Source organism: Achromobacter sp. Bel, assembly GCF_012928505.1.
Taxonomy (GTDB): domain Bacteria; phylum Pseudomonadota; class Gammaproteobacteria; order Burkholderiales; family Burkholderiaceae_B; genus Achromobacter.
In genome coordinates this window covers 34,190-48,966 of record NZ_JABBJN010000045.1, presented here as the reverse complement: position 1 = coordinate 48,966, position 14,777 = coordinate 34,190, and the positions used below count along the sequence as shown (strand labels likewise).

15 protein-coding genes are annotated in these 14,777 nt (G+C 66.2%); 14 read left to right on the top strand and 1 reads right to left on the bottom strand.

Annotation, left to right across the window (positions count from 1 at the left end; genetic code table 11):
- The 9 genes from HG262_RS23265 to HG262_RS23225 all read left to right on the top strand — a co-directional run.
- Positions 1-1,127, top strand: a 1,127-nt coding sequence (locus HG262_RS23265) for an FtsX-like permease family protein (protein ID WP_169273273.1), incomplete at its 5' end; no start/stop codon positions are given.
- Complete coding sequence (locus HG262_RS23260) at positions 1,127-1,549, top strand: group II truncated hemoglobin (RefSeq protein WP_169273272.1); 423 nt, start codon at positions 1,127-1,129, stop codon at positions 1,547-1,549. The genes HG262_RS23265 and HG262_RS23260, both read left to right, overlap by 1 nt.
- On the top strand, positions 1,539-2,273 hold the full coding sequence (locus HG262_RS23255; protein ID WP_169273271.1) for a 3-deoxy-D-manno-octulosonic acid kinase: 735 nt from the start codon (positions 1,539-1,541) through the stop codon (positions 2,271-2,273). Before HG262_RS23260 ends, HG262_RS23255 begins: the two co-directional genes overlap by 11 nt.
- Before the next feature lie 136 nt (positions 2,274-2,409).
- Complete coding sequence (locus tag HG262_RS23250; protein WP_169273270.1) at positions 2,410-3,513, top strand: polyamine ABC transporter substrate-binding protein; 1,104 nt, start codon at positions 2,410-2,412, stop codon at positions 3,511-3,513.
- 6 nt (positions 3,514-3,519) lie between these two features.
- Complete coding sequence (gene potA / locus HG262_RS23245; RefSeq protein WP_006224898.1) at positions 3,520-4,647, top strand: polyamine ABC transporter ATP-binding protein; 1,128 nt, start codon at positions 3,520-3,522, stop codon at positions 4,645-4,647.
- Positions 4,644-5,564: an ABC transporter permease subunit gene (locus HG262_RS23240; protein WP_169273269.1), complete on the top strand. Its 921-nt coding sequence runs from the start codon at positions 4,644-4,646 to the stop codon at positions 5,562-5,564. Before potA ends, HG262_RS23240 begins: the two co-directional genes overlap by 4 nt.
- Positions 5,561-6,370, top strand: a complete 810-nt coding sequence (locus tag HG262_RS23235) for an ABC transporter permease subunit (protein ID WP_169273268.1) — start codon at positions 5,561-5,563, stop codon at positions 6,368-6,370. The genes HG262_RS23240 and HG262_RS23235 overlap by 4 nt, the downstream gene beginning before the upstream one ends.
- Positions 6,367-6,726: a Spx/MgsR family RNA polymerase-binding regulatory protein gene (locus HG262_RS23230; protein ID WP_169273267.1), complete on the top strand. Its 360-nt coding sequence runs from the start codon at positions 6,367-6,369 to the stop codon at positions 6,724-6,726. The genes HG262_RS23235 and HG262_RS23230 overlap by 4 nt, the downstream gene beginning before the upstream one ends.
- 16 nt (positions 6,727-6,742) lie before the next feature.
- Positions 6,743-7,480: a DNA-3-methyladenine glycosylase gene (locus HG262_RS23225; protein ID WP_169273266.1), complete on the top strand. Its 738-nt coding sequence runs from the start codon at positions 6,743-6,745 to the stop codon at positions 7,478-7,480.
- Here the strand turns inward: HG262_RS23225 and HG262_RS23220 are convergent.
- Complete coding sequence (locus tag HG262_RS23220) at positions 7,477-8,178, bottom strand: PhoP regulatory network YrbL family protein (protein ID WP_169273265.1); 702 nt, start codon at positions 8,176-8,178, stop codon at positions 7,477-7,479. The genes HG262_RS23225 and HG262_RS23220 overlap by 4 nt on opposite strands.
- 135 nt (positions 8,179-8,313) lie before the next feature.
- Here HG262_RS23220 and rmuC point away from each other — a divergent pair, with 135 nt between their 5' ends.
- The 5 genes from rmuC (at position 8,314) to phoU (ending at position 14,698) form a co-directional block, all read left to right on the top strand.
- Entirely contained in the window at positions 8,314-9,723 is a 1,410-nt protein-coding gene (gene rmuC / locus HG262_RS23215; RefSeq protein ID WP_248293466.1) for a DNA recombination protein RmuC, read from the top strand.
- Between the two features lie 127 nt (positions 9,724-9,850).
- Positions 9,851-11,380, top strand: a complete 1,530-nt coding sequence (locus HG262_RS23210; protein ID WP_169273263.1) for an amidase — start codon at positions 9,851-9,853, stop codon at positions 11,378-11,380.
- Positions 11,381-11,401: 21 nt separating this feature from the next.
- Positions 11,402-13,063 carry an isovaleryl-CoA dehydrogenase gene (locus HG262_RS23205; protein ID WP_169273262.1) on the top strand — a complete coding sequence of 554 codons (1,662 nt, stop codon included), beginning with the start codon at positions 11,402-11,404 and terminating at the stop codon, positions 13,061-13,063.
- A 40-nt stretch (positions 13,064-13,103) separates the two neighbouring features.
- Entirely contained in the window at positions 13,104-13,784 is a 681-nt protein-coding gene (rpiA, locus tag HG262_RS23200) for a ribose-5-phosphate isomerase RpiA (protein ID WP_169273277.1), read from the top strand.
- 176 nt (positions 13,785-13,960) lie between these two features.
- Entirely contained in the window at positions 13,961-14,698 is a 738-nt protein-coding gene (gene phoU / locus HG262_RS23195; RefSeq protein WP_169273261.1) for a phosphate signaling complex protein PhoU, read from the top strand.
- The last annotated feature ends 79 nt before the right edge of the window (positions 14,699-14,777 follow it).

The following is a 14,777-nucleotide window of genomic DNA, read 5'->3' as shown; positions in this document are numbered from 1 at the left end:
CGCTGCGTTTCGCGCTGGCCGGGGTGGTGCGCCGGCGGGCCGCCACCATCACGCAGGTCTGCGCGCTGGCGGTGGGCCTGACGGCGCTGCTGTTGCTGACCATGACGCGCACCGACCTGATCGATGGCTGGCAGCGCACGATGCCGCCGGATGCGCCCAACCGTTTCCTGATCAACGTGCAGCCCGACCAGCGTCAGGCCGTCACCGATGCGCTGACCCGCGAGGGCCTGGGCCGCATCGCGCTGTCGCCGATGGTGCGCGGGCGGCTGATCGCCATCAACGGCAGGCCCGTCGGGCCGGACGACTACGAAGAACCGCGCGCCAAGCGGCTGGTGGACCGCGAGTTCAATCTGTCCTACAGCGACGAGATGCCGTCGTCCAACAAGATCGAGCAAGGCCGGTGGCTGGCACCCGGTTCGTCCGAGGTGTCGCTGGAGTCGGGGCTGGCCAAGACACTGGGCCTGAAGCTGGGCGATAAGATGACCTTCGACGTGGCCGGCCAGCAGGTCGAGGCGGCCGTGTCCAGCACCCGGCGCGTGGATTGGGATACGATGCGCGTCAATTTTTTCGCCATCCTGACCCCGGCCGCGCTTGCCGATATGCCCCAAAGCTGGATCACTTCCTTTTACCTGCCGCCTGAAAAGGCCGCGGTGCTGCCCGCGCTGGTGCGCGAGTTCCCGAACCTGACCGTGTTCGACGTGGGCGCCATCCTGCAGCAATTGCAGTCCGTGCTGAATGAAGTGGGCAAGGCGGTCCAATTGCTGTTCCTGTTCACCCTGGCGGCCGGCGTGCTGGTGCTGTCGGCGGCCCTGACGGCCACCCGCGACGAGCGCATGCGCGAAGCCGCCGTGCTGCGTGCGCTGGGCGCCACGCGCAGCCAGCTGGCGCGTTCCCAGCGCATCGAGCTCTGGGCCGTGGGCGGGCTGGCGGGCCTGCTGGCGGCCGCCGGCGCCACCGCGATCGCTTGGGTTTTATCCACCCAGGTGTTCGATTTCACCATTACCCTCAGCCTCTGGCCGTGGCTGGCCGGTATCGGCGCGGGTATGCTGGGCGCCTGGGCGGGCGGCGCCCTGGCCCTGCGCGGCGTGTTGCGCACGCCGCCGCTCGTCACCCTTAGAGAAACTTGATGACGTCCCGCGTCCAAACCATTACTGAACCCGTGGAAAACACCCGCAGCGTTTTTGACCTTCTTGGCGGCGAGCCCGGCGTGCGTGCGCTGGTCGACCGTTTTTACGACTTGATGGACATGGAGCCCGACCTGAAGGCGCTTCGCGCCGCCCACGGCCCGAGCCTGGACCAGGCGCGCGACAAGCTGTTCTGGTTCCTGTGCGGCTATTTCGGCGGCCCCGACCACTATATTGAACGCTTCGGCCACCCCCGCCTGCGCGCCCGCCATCTGCCGTTCTCGATCGGCGAAATCGAGCGCGACCAGTGGGTGACCTGCATCGGGCGCGCCATGGAAGACCAGGGCATCGCCCCGCCGCTGGTGGAGCGGCTGCTGGAGTCGTTCTACGGCGTGGCCGACTGGATGCGCAACCGTGAAGGCTGACGATTCGCGGGGCGGCGCCCAGCGCCAGGCTTGGCCGGGTCCGCTTGGCGGAGCGATGCTCAGCGACGTGTCCCGCCTGGGCGGATCGGGACCTGAAATCTTCAACCCCGCGCATTATGGCGACCGGGCGCGTCCCGTGGACGCCGGCGGCCGCCAAGCGGCGTGGTTCGTGCAGGGGCAGGGCTGGCAGGGCGTGCTGCGCCGCTACCGCCGCGGCGGCATGATCGCCCGCGTCAGCCGCGACGCCTATCTCTGGAACGGCGAAGACCGCACCCGCAGTTTCCGCGAATACCGGCTGCTGGCCGCCATGCGCGCCCAGGGACTGGCCGTGCCCGCGCCGCTGGCCGCCGCCTACTGGCGCCAGGGGCCCATCTACCGGGCGGCCATCGTGGTCGAACGGATCCCCGGCGTGCGGCCCTTGGCTCACGCACTGGCCGAGCCGCTGTGGGGCGCGGTGGCAGAGGCCATCGTCCGCATGCACCGCGCCGGGGTCTGGCACGCCGACCTGAATGCCTTCAACATCCTGATCGGGGGCGACGGCCAGGTCTGGCTGATCGATTTCGACCGGGGCACCCTGGGTGCGTTGTCGGAACGGCAGCGCCAAGGCAACCTGGACCGCCTGCGCCGGTCGCTGGTCAAGGTGGCAGGGGAAGAGGGCGACCGCTTCTGGATGAAGCTGCGCGACAGCTACTGGACGGCCTGGGGCATCGGCGTCCAACCCTGATCCGGGCGAAGGCGCCCATTTGCCGGCATCGGGCCCCGATTGCGCCCGAAGTTGGGCGGCCGACCGCCAAAAGGCTTTATGATTTCGCCTTTTGGTAGTCCTGACATACACGGCATAACGGCAAAGGGGGCTCGTAATGGAACTAAGGGCGGGAATGCGCTGGGCGCTAGGCGCGGTGTTGGTCGCGGCATCGGCATCGTCGGCGGTCGCGCAGAACAAGGTCGTCAACGTCTACAACTGGGCCGAATACACGGCCCCGGACACGATTCCGGGTTTCGAAAAGGAAACCGGCATCAAGGTCCGCTATGACGTCTACGACAGCAACGACACGCTGCAGGCCAAGCTGCTGGCCGGCAAGTCGGGTTACGACGTCGTTGTCCCGTCCACCCATTACGCCTCGCGCCAGATCGAGGCCGGCCTGTTCCAGAAACTGGACAAGTCCAAGATCCCGAACTGGAAGTACCTGGACCCGGAAGTGATGGCGCTGGTGGCCACCGTCGATCCCGGCAACGAGTACGCGATCCCCTGGGGCTACGGCACGAACGGCCTGGGTTACAACGTCACCAAGGTCAAGCAGATCATGGGCGACGGCGTCGACCTGGCCAACTGGGACATGATCTTCAAGCCCGAGAACGCCGCCAAGCTGAAAGAGTGCGGCATTTCGATGCTGGACGAGGCCGCGCAAGTGTTCCCGGCGGTGCTGAAGTACCTGGGCAAGGATCCCAACAGCACCAATCCGGACGACTACAAGGCCGCGCTGGACGTGCTGAAACAGATTCGCCCGTACATCCGCCAGTTCAGCTCGTCGGGCTATATCGACGAACTGGCCGTGGGCGACCTGTGCATGGTCTACGGTTTTTCGGGCGACGTCATGATCGCCCGCAAGCGCGCGCAGGAAGCCAAGAAGGCGTATGAAGTGAATTACTTCATCCCGAAGGGCGGCGCGCCCGCGTGGTTCGACCTGATGGTCATCCCCAAGGATGCCCCGCATCCCGAAGAGGCCCTGGCGTTCATCAATTACATCGAGACGCCCAAGGTGCATGCGGCCATCACCAACACCATGTTCTACCCCAACGCCAACAAAGAGGCGCGGCAGTACGTGGTGAAGGACGTGGCCGACAACCCCATGATCTACCCGCCGGCCGAGGTCGCGAAGACCCTGTACGTGATCAAGGCGCTGCCCTTGAACGTGCAACGCCTGCAAAACCGGATGTGGTCCGAGCTGAAGTCTGGAAGATAAGTCATCATGAGCGATAGCCGTTACTCGGCGCCGCATACGGTCGACCCGGACGAGTTCGTCCGGGTCTCCGATGTGGTCAAGATTTTTGGCGATGTGGTCGCCGTGCGTTCCGTCAACCTGTCCGTCAAGCGCAACGAGATCTTCGCGCTGCTGGGAAGTTCCGGCAGCGGCAAGTCCACCTTGCTGCGCATGCTGGCCGGCTTCGAGGAAGCGACCTCCGGGCAGATCCTGCTGGACGGCGAAGACATCACCAGCGTGCCGCCGTACCGGCGCCCCGTGAACATGATGTTCCAGTCGTATGCCCTGTTCCCGCACATGACGGTCGAAGCCAACGTGGCGTTCGGCCTGAAGCAGGAAGGCGTGGACCGCGCTGAAATCCACGACCGCGTGTTCGAAGCCCTGGACCTGGTCCAGATGGCGGGCTATTCGCGCCGCAAGCCGAACCAGTTATCGGGCGGCCAGCAGCAGCGCGTGGCCCTGGCGCGCAGCCTGGTCAAACGGCCCAAGCTGCTGTTGCTGGACGAGCCCATGTCGGCGCTGGACAAGCAGATCCGCCAAAAAACGCAGATCGAGCTCGTGAAGATCCTTGAGCAGGTTGGCGTGACCTGCATCATGGTCACCCACGACCAGGAAGAGGCCATGACCATGGCGCACCGCCTGGCCGTCATGACCGAGGGGCAGATCGTCCAGTGCGGCACGCCGCAGGACGTCTACGCGTTCCCGAATTCGCGCTTCGTGGCCAGCTTCATCGGGTCGACCAACATGTTCACCGGCACCATCGTGGTCGATGAACCCGACCACGTGGCAATCGAATGCGCTGAACTGACGCGGCCGCTGTTCGTGAACCATGGCGTCTCTGAACCGCTGGGCATGGAAGTGCACGTGTCCATCCGGCCCGAACGCCTGGTGGTGTCGCGCGAACAGCCCGAAGGTGAGTACAACTGGGCCCACGGCATGGTCAGCCACATGGCGTGGATGGGCAGCTACGCGCTCTATCAGATCCGCCTGGATTCCGGCAAGACGGTCGAGGCCAGCGTGCCCAGCCTGCTGCTGGCCCAGATGGATGCCCCAGGCATCGACGAAGAGATCTTCGTCAGCTGGGATGCCGACAGCGCGACGGTGTTGGCGTCATGATCCGCTTTTCGCCCCGCGACTGGTTGCCTTCCGGCCGGGCGCTGGCGGTGGTGCCGCCGTTTGCCTGGCTGGTGCTGTTCCTGCTGCTGCCCTTCCTGCTGGTATTGAAGATCAGCTTTGCCGAAGTGGAATTCGGCATTCCGCCGTACACCCCGCTGGCGCAATTCCAGGACGAAGCCGTGCAGTTCAGCCTGCACCTGCGCGGCTACATCCTGCTGTTCACCGACAGCCTGTATTTCAAGACCTACCTGAGCTCGGTGAAGATCGCCGGCATCACCACGCTGATCTGCGTGCTGATCGGTTACCCCATCGCGTACTACATCGCCCGGTCCTCGCCGCGCGTGCGCAACCTGTTGTTGCTGGGGGTGATCCTGCCGTTCTGGACGTCGCTGCTGCTGCGCGTGTATGCCTGGGTCGGCATCCTGCGCAACGACGGGCTGCTGAACAACCTGCTGCAAAGCCTGGGGCTGATTTCCAGTCCGCTGGAAATCTACCGCACCGACGTCGCCGTTTACATCGGCATGGTCTATGCGTACCTGCCGTTCTTCATCCTGCCGCTGTACGCGACGCTGGTGAAGATGGACCTGCGCCTGCTGGAAGCCGCCTACGACCTGGGTGCCAAGCCCTGGCAGGCGTTTTGGCAGATCACCGTGCCGCTGTCGCGCCAGGGCGTGATTGCCGGCGCCATGCTGGTGTTCATTCCGGCCGTGGGCGAATACGTGATCCCGGAGATGCTGGGGGGCGCCAACACGTTGATGATGGGCCGCGTCATGTGGAACGAATTCTTCAATAACGCCGATTGGCCCATGGCGTCGGCGGTGACCTGCGTGATGGTGCTGCTGCTGCTCGTGCCGCTGGTCTACTTCCAGTACAACCAGGTCAAGCAGCAGGAACAGGCCGGCGGAGGCCGCAAATGAAGGGGCCCAACAAGACATTGCGCGCCGTCGTGCTGGGGCTCGGGTATTTCTTCCTGTATGTGCCTATCGTCAGCCTGATGGTGTTTTCGTTCAACGAATCGCCCACCGTCACATCATGGGCGGGCTTTTCGTTCCGCTGGTATCACGCGCTGTTCAATGACGACGCGCTGCTGCGGTCGGCCTGGCTGTCGTTCCGCATCGCCGCGATGACGGCGACGGCGGCCGTCATCATCGGCACGTGGGCCGGCTACGTGCTGGGGCGCATGGGACGCTTTCGCGGATTCTCGCTGTACGTCGGCATGCTGAGCGCGCCGCTGGTCATCCCCGAAGTCGTGCTGGGCATTTCCTTGCTGTTGATGTTCGTGGAACTGCGGGGCAGCCTGGGCTGGCCTGCCGAAAATGGCGTCTTCACGATCTGGGTGGGGCACGTGACGCTGTGCATGGCGTTTGTGGCCGTCGTCATCCAGACCCGTATCCGCGACCTGGACCGGTCGCTGGAAGAGGCGGCGCTGGACCTGGGCGCGACACCCATCACCGTGTTCTTCAAGATCACGCTGCCGCTGATCGCGCCCGCGCTGGCGTCGGCCTGGCTGCTGTCGTTCACGCTGTCGCTGGATGACGTCGTTTTGGCGTCGTTCCTGTCCGGACCCAGTTCCAGCACGCTGCCCATGGAAGTGTTCTCGCGCGTGCGGCTGGGCCTGAAACCCGAGATCAACGCGCTTGCCACCCTGTTCATCCTGGCGGTGGGCACGTGTGTGATCCTGGCCAACCGCCTGCAATGGCGCAAGGAGTCCGAATCCAAATGAAGTCACCAACCACCCTGTACGGCCTGACCAAGTGCAGCACCTGCATCAAGGCGCGCGACTGGTTGTCGGAGCATGGCGTCGAGCACGCCTTTGTGGATTACCGCGATCATCCGGTGCCGGCGGCCACGCTGAAGGCATGGTCGGAAAAGGTCGGCGGCTGGGAAAAGCTCGTCAACCGCACGTCGATGACGTGGCGCAACCTGCCCGAAGACCGCAAGACGGCGCACACGGACGCCCAATGGAGCCAACTGATCGCGGAATATCCCGCATTGGTGCGCCGCCCCGTCACGGTGACAGCGGATGGCGATGTCACCGTGGGCTTTAGCGAAAAGCGCTACGGCGAACGCTTCGCCTGACATGGCGCCAGCGGCAATGGCAGCCCCCATCCAGGCATCGGGCAACGCCGGTCCGGCGTTGCCCGATGCCTTTTTCAACCGCGACGCAGCCGAACTGGCACGTGACCTGCTGGGCAAGGTCATCCGCCATCGCGTGGACGGTCTGTGGCTGTCGGTCCGCATCATCGAAACCGAAGCCTATTACCTGGAAGAAAAGGGCAGCCACGCGTCGCTGGGCTACACCCACAAGCGCCGCGCCTTGTTCATGGATGGCGGCGTCATCTATATGTATTACGCGCGGGGCGGCGATTCGCTGAACTTCAGCGCCGCGGGCCCCGGTAACGCCGTGCTGATCAAATCCGCCCATCCCTGGACGGACGCGCGGTCAGGACCTGACGCCCTGGCCCGGATGCAGCAACTGAATCCGGACGCCCAGGGCCTGCCGCGCCCGCCGTCGCGGCTGTGCGCGGGGCAGACGCTGCTGTGCCGGTCGCTGGGCTTGAAAGTGCCGGAGTGGGACGCGCGCCGCTTCGATCCGGACGCGCTCTACGTCGAGGACGTGGGGGCTTCTCCGGAAGCCCTGATCTGCACGACGCGCCTGGGCATCCCGCCCGGGCGGGACGAACATCTGCATTACCGCTTTGTGGACCCCGCCTACGCCGCGGTCTGCACGCGCAATCCGCTGCGGCGCGGCCAGCGCGCCGGGCACGACTACGTGTGGGTGGACCGGCAGGGCGTCGTCCTGCCCGAAGCTCCCCGGCCAGACGCGCGCTAGGCGCTGTCGGCGTCCTGGATGCGCTTTTCCAGGGACTCGCGCATTTCCTTGTATTTGCGCGCGATGCGCTTGCGGTTCAGCGACTTGCTCCACGCATAGAGCGGCACCAGCGGCAGCACGCCGAACCCGTCGATCAGATACAGGCCCTGCTTGCCGTCGGCGTTCCGGCCACAGGCGATATTGCTGGCCGACACGTCATGCAGGACGACGTGGGCGTCGGCCAGGTCCGCGAAGAATTCGTCCAACTGTCCGAAGAAACGGCCGTCCACCTTGCCCTGCTTGGCCAGGTCGGCCACCGTGGGCGCGATATTGCCCGCGGGGTCCGTGATTTTCTCGACCAGCAGGCCCAGTCCCAACGTCGTCTGCGCCACGCCCAGGATGCGCGCCATGGGCACTTGCCACACGCCGGAGGGGCGGGTGGTGGTGGTGACATATTCCGATATTTCGTTCAGGTAGACGCGGTAGGCGCTTTCGCGCTGGTACTGCTTGTACCAGCGCTTGAACGGCCGCGCTTCCAGGTAGATGGCGCGGGCGCGCATGTCCATCACCTTGACCAGCAGCGAAGGGACATGGGGGTGCTGGAAAATGTGGCGGTCGCCGCCTGTCGCGAGGGGGTGCTCGGCGTTCAGATCCAGCGGGCCGAAAACCGACTGGAACGACACCGAGGATCGACAGGATGGGAGATCAGCGGGATTCAAATGTGGGTCGAGCGATCAGTTCAGGGTGGAGGGAGTTTAATCCTGTTGTGCACCCGAGGCGCCCGGGGGTGGGTCAAACTAATGTCGTTTGGTTACAACGCGGCGCTGATGCGTCCTACAATTCCGGCTTTGGAGATGCCTCTTTTGAACGACATTCTGCTTTGGGTCGCCGCGGGCGGTGCGGTGTTGGCTTGCCTGATGGCCCTGCTGGCGTGGCTTCGGCCCCCCGCCAGGGACGCCCGGCTGGACGCCTTGCTGGAAGGCCTGGAACGCACCGAACGCGCGCTGCGCGCGGACATCACCGAGGGGCAGCGCGGTCTGCGCAGCGAATTCGCGGAATCCACACGTGCGCTGCGGCTGGAACTGTCGCAATCGCATGGCGACCTGCGCGCCGGGCTGTCGCGCGACGCCCAGGCTGCGCGCGCGGAATCGGCCGAGTCGCTGGCCCGCTTCGCCGCCGGTTTTGGCGAGCAATTGCAGGGGCTCATCCAGATCAACGAACGCCGCCTCATGGAAGTACGCGCCACGGTGGACCAGCGCCTGCAATCGTTGCAGACGGACAACAGTACCAAGCTGGATGAGATGCGCCGGACGGTGGATGAAAAACTCCATGCCACGCTGGAGCAGCGGCTGGGCGAATCCTTCAAGCTGGTGTCTGACCGGCTGGAGGCCGTGCATAAGGGCTTGGGCGAGATGCAGGCCCTGGCCGCGGGCGTCGGCGACCTGAAGCGGGTGCTGACCAACGTGAAGTCGCGCGGCACGTGGGGCGAAGTGCAATTGGCCCGGCTGATCGAAGACAACATGACGTCCGACCAGTACGCCAGCAATATCAAGCCGGTGCCGGGCAGCGACGCCGTCGTCGAGTTCGCCATCCGCCTGCCCGGGCGAGGCGAAGGCGGCGAGCCCGTCTGGCTGCCGATCGACGCGAAGTTCCCCAAGGAAGAATACGAACGCCTGATGGATGCCCAGGAGGCCGCGGACGCGGAAGGCGTGAAAGCGGCCGGCGCCGCGCTGGGCCGGGCGGTCGAAGTGCAGGCCAGGCTGATCGCCAGCAAGTACGTCGCGCCGCCGCACACGACCGACTTCGCCATCATGTTCCTGCCCACCGAAAGCCTGTACGCCGAGGTGTTGCGGCGCCCGGGCCTGCTGGACAAGCTGCACGACCTGCGCATCAACGTGGCGGGGCCCAGCAATCTGGCCGCCTTGCTGAACAGCCTGCAGATGGGATTCCGCACGCTGGCGATCGAACAGCGGTCATCCGAGGTCTGGCAGGTGCTGCGCGCGGTCAAGACCGAGTTCGGAAAGTTCGGTGAATCGCTGGCCAGCGTCAAGAAGACGCTGGACACCGCCAGCAACAAGATCGGTCAGACCGAAGTGCGCACCCGCGCAATGCTCAGGAATCTGAAGGGCGTCGAAGCCTTGCCCGAGGCCGAAGCCTTGAGGTTATTGGGGGCGGGTCCGGAAACCGACGGGGACGGCGATGCCGATGGCGCCGAGAACGAAGACGCGGACGGCGCGCGCACGCCCGCCAGCGGCGGGATCTGATCCGTCCGGGCGGGCAGGGCAGCCTTCGACGCGGCGCAGTCCGCCCCGGCAAGCTTGTTGCCCGCGCGGACTGTCGATATCCTGGCATGTGCGGCATGTTGCCGTCGAACCCTGGAGCATCGCAAGCATGAGCACCGCTGAACGCCATGATTCCTCTTCCCTCGACGCGACGGCGCTGGGCGCCGACATCGCCCAAGGGGTCACGACCGCGCTTGCTGCGATGCAGCAGGCGGTGGACCGGGTGGCGGCGCGCAATCCCTCGATCAACGCCGCATGCGGAATGCAGCCTGAAACCGGGCTGCGTCTGGCCCAGGCACTGGACGCCGAACTGGCCGCGCTGACGCCCGAGGAGCGCGTGGCGCAATTGCAGGACCGGCCCTTCCTGGGCGTGCCCACCTTGTTGAAGGATCTGGGCACGGCGGCGTTGGGCCTGCCCAGCGCGATGGGTTCGGTGCTGTATGGCCACGTCGACTGGAATGTCGACGCGGAAATCGTCAAACGCTACCGCCGCGCAGGGCTGATCCCGTTCGGCCGCACCACCAGCGCTGAACTGGGTCTGAGCCCCACCACCGAATCGCCAGTCTATGGCCGCCCCACGCAGAACCCCTGGAAGGTGGGACACAGCGCTGGTGGATCCAGCGGCGGCGCGGGCGCGGCGCTGGCCAGCGGCATGGTGCGGATCGCGCACGGCAGCGATGGCGGAGGCTCCATCCGCATCCCGGCTTCGTGCTGCGGCGTGCTGGGCCTGAAGCCATCACGGGGGATGATGCCGTTGGGGCCGCTCAAGGGCGAAGGCTGGGGCGGCCTGGCGACCGAACACATGATGACCCTGTCGGTGCGCGATTGCGCCGCCTCGCTGGACATCAGTGCGGGGGCCGACGTGGGGGCGCCTTATGCGGCGCCGGCGATACCGGCAGAGTCCTACCGCGCCGTGGTGGCGCGGGTGGCGGCCGATCCGCACGCCGCCCCGCGCCGCCGCATCGCATTCCTCAACACCACTTACGAAGGCGGGGCAATCCATCCCGAAGTGGCCGCCGCCGTGGACGAGGCCGCGCGGCTTTTTGCCGGGCTGGGGCACGAACTGGTGCTGGCCGCGCCGCCGGTGGGTTCCGAAGAAGTGCTGTCGCCGATGCTGCCGCTGATCGCCAGCGCCGCGGCCAACGCCATCGACAGTTTCGTGGCCGCTCGCGGCCGCCGGTTGGCCGCGGACGAATTGCAGCCCACCACCCTGGGCGCGCGCGAGTACGCCCGCGCCATCTCGGGCGCGCAGTACGTGGCTTGCGTGGACACCTGCCACGACATCACGCGCCGCATCGGACGCTTCCTGCACCGGGACGGCGCACAAGGCTACGACCTGTTCCTCAGCCCCGTCCTGGCGCAACCGCCAGCGCCTATCGGACGCTACGCCATGGACAACGCCGACTACCTGGCCTACCGTCTGGGCAAGAAGGGCGTGATCGGCTATTCGCCCTTCGCGCCCCTGGCCAACCTGACCGGCATGCCGGCGATCTCCATTCCGTTCGCGGTGTCGTCCGACGGCCTGCCGATCGGCATCCAGGTCATGGGCCCGCTGGGCAGCGAAGCCCTGCTGCTGGAGCTGGCGGCGCAGGTCGAGGCCCTGCGCCCCTGGGCGCTGGTGGCGCCCATGGCCAGATAGCGGCGTTTCCCGGGAGCAGTCATGTCATCGTTCGCGACGCATACCGTACAGAACCAGGTTCCGCCCCTGGAAGACTATTCCCTGTACGACACCGACCCCGCGTTACGCGAGGCGGTGCGGCGCGAGGGGGCTGAAAACTGGGCGGGCGACTTGTCCGCGCATGGGGCCTGGCTGGGGCGCGCGCAGACGCTGACTGCCGGTGCCGAGGCCAACCGCTGCCCGCCAAGGCTGGTCGGCTACGACCGCGGCGGCCACCGGATCGATCACGTGGAATTCCATCCCGCCTGGAACCTGCTGATGAGCGGCATCCTGGCCCGCGGCCTGCACAGCCGCGCCTGGGCCCAGCCGGTGCCCGGTGCGCAAGTGGCGCGGGCCGCCGCCTACCTGATGCAAGGGCAGGTCGAAGCCGGCACGCTGTGCCCCACCACCATGACGTTTGCCGCCGTGCCGCTGCTGCAGCGCGAACCTGCGGGCGCCATCGACTTTGCCGGGCAGTGGCTGCCCGCCCTGTATTCGCGCGAGTTCGACGCGGCCGACGCCCCCTTGTCCGCCAAGCGCAGCGCCTTGATCGGCATGGGGTTGACCGAAAAGCAGGGCGGTTCGGATTTGCGCGCGGTCAGCACGCGCGCCGTGCCCCTGGGCGCGCCGGGCCGGGGCAACGCCTACGAACTGGTGGGCCACAAATGGTTTTTCTCCGTGCCGCAGGCGGACGCGCACCTGGTGCTGGCGCAAACCGATGAAGGGCTGAGCTGCTTCTTCGTGCCGCGCTGGATTCCAGACGGCCCGCGCAACGCTATCCGCGTGCGCCGGCTGAAAGACAAGTTGGGCAACCGCAGCAACGCCAGCGGAGAAGTCGAATTCGAAGGCGCCTGGGGCGTCATGCTGGGCGAGCCCGGACGAGGCCTGGCCATGCTGCTGGAAATGGCGGCCACGACCCGGCTGGACTGCGTGCTGGGCAGCGCAGCCTTGCTCAGGCAGGCGCTGGTGCAGTCGCTGCATCACGCGCTGCATCGTCTGGCCTTTGGCAAACCGTTAATCGAACAGGCCTTGATGCGCAACGTGCTGGCCGACCTGGCGCTGGAAAGCGAGGCCGCCATGGTTCTGGCGCTGCGCCTGGCGCGGGCGGTGGACGCGCGCGCGGACGCCCAGGCGCGCGCCCTGGTGCGCGTGGGCACGCCCGCGGCCAAACTCTGGATCTGCAAGCGCGCCATCCATGCGGTGGCCGAGTGCATGGAGGTCTGGGGGGGCAATGGGTACGTGGAAGAGGGGCCGATGCCCCGGATCTACCGGGAAACCCCGGTCAATTCCATTTGGGAAGGGTCCGGCAACGTCATGGCGCTGGACGTGCTGCGTGCCTTGCAGCGCGAGCCCGAGGCCTTGCCCGCGCTTGAGCAGGAATTTGCGCCGGCGTCCGGACGGCATCGCGCGTTCGACGAGGCCGTGGCGCGCTGGCGGTCGTTGCTGGCCGACGGCGTGCAGGCGGAATTCCAGGCGCGCCGCATCGCCTGCGGGCTGGCGCGCCTGTGGCAGGCCGCCTTGCTGATCCAGCACGCGCCGGAGCCCGTCGCGCAGGCCTTCGTCGCCAGCCGCCTGCAAGCGGACGGCGGCATTTTCGGCGAATTGGCGGCCGGCGCCGACACCCGGGCGATCCTGTCGCGGGCCTGGCCTGCTGCCGCATGCTAAATTTCCCGGCTTGACCAACCTACCCGCATTCTTCACCGCCATGCTCTCGCAACAAGCACTCAAGCAACAAGCCGCCGACGCCGCCCTGGAATTCGTTGAACAGGTCGCTGGCCCGGACGCCATCATCGGCGTGGGCACCGGCTCCACGGCCGATCTGTTCATTGATGGTCTGGCGCGTTTCAAGGGTCGGATCGCCGGTACGGTGGCCAGCTCGGAACGCAGCGCGGCCCGCCTCGCCAGCCATGGCCTGAGGGTGCTGGACCTGAACGACGTGTCGAGCATGCCGATCTACGTGGACGGCGCCGATGAGATCGACGCCAATCTGCACATGATCAAAGGCGGCGGCGGCGCGCAGACGCGTGAAAAGATCGTGGCATCGGTCGCCGAGCGTTTCATCTGCATTGTCGACGAATCCAAGCTGGTGCAAACCCTGGGCAAGTTCCCGCTGCCGCTGGAAGTCATTCCGATGGCGCGCGAATCGGTCTCGCGCGCCCTGGCGGCCCTGGGCGGCCAGCCGCGCCTGCGCGAAGGTTTCGTCACGGACAACGGCAACATCATCCTGGACGTAGCGGGCCTGGCCATCACGGACGCGCCGGCATTTGAAGCACGCGTGAACAATCTGCCGGGCGTCGTCACCTGCGGCCTGTTTGCGCTGGCAGGCGCCGATGTGGCATTGTTGGCCACGCAGAACGGCATCCGCCGCCTGGACCGCGCCGCGTAGCGTCCCTGGCCCGTGCGGGGTCTGTGCACGGCTCCGTCTGCCCGCCTTGCGGGCGGCGGGGCCCCGATTCATAATCCTGTCACACTTGGGTCATAACCTTGCCGGTTGTGCAGGCCCATCTTGTAAATCTCTTATTTCGGGGCAATGCAATGAGATCAACCACGCAGGGAGCCCGGATGACGGAGCATACAAACAAGCAGTTCGACGCCGATCTGGAAAGCGTCCGTTCGCAGTTCTTGCAAATGGGCGGCTTGGTGGAAGCCATGATCCAGGAAGCGATCGACGCGCTGGCCACGGGCGACCTGTCGCTGGTGGAAAAGGTCCGTGAGCGGGAAAAGGAAGTCAACCGCCACGAAGTCGAGATCGACGAAAGCATCAGCCGCATCCTGGCCCGGCACCAGCCTACCGCCATCGATCTGCGCATGCTGATGGCCGTGTCCAAGATGCTGACCGATATGGAGCGTTCCGGAGACGAGGCCGAGAAGGTCGCCACCGTCGCCCGCCGCATCCACGAAGCTGAACTGCGCCACATCCCGGTGATCGAACTGCGCCACATGGCCGCCAATGTGCGCACCATGCTGCATCAGGCGCTGGATGCGTTCGCCCGACTTGACCCGATCCAGGCCGCTGCGGTCGTGCGCAGCGACAAGGAAGTGGACAAGGAATGGAAGGGCGCCTTGCGCCATCTGATCACCTACATGATCGAAGACCCGCGCACCATCTCGCGCGCCATCGACATGATTTTCATCGCCCGCGCGCTGGAGCGCATCGGCGACCATGCCAAGAACATGTCCGAACGCGTGATCTACATGGTCAAGGGCGCCGACGTGCGCCACACTGGCGTGAAGAACACCGAGCGCCTGGCGCGCGGCGAAGACGGCACCGGAGACGACGAGCAGCAGCCGGGCCAGTAAGCCCCAGGCCGCCATCAGCGCCCGTTAAATAAAAACCCCAGTGCAGCATGCCCTGGGGTTTTTTCTTGCCTGATCGGGC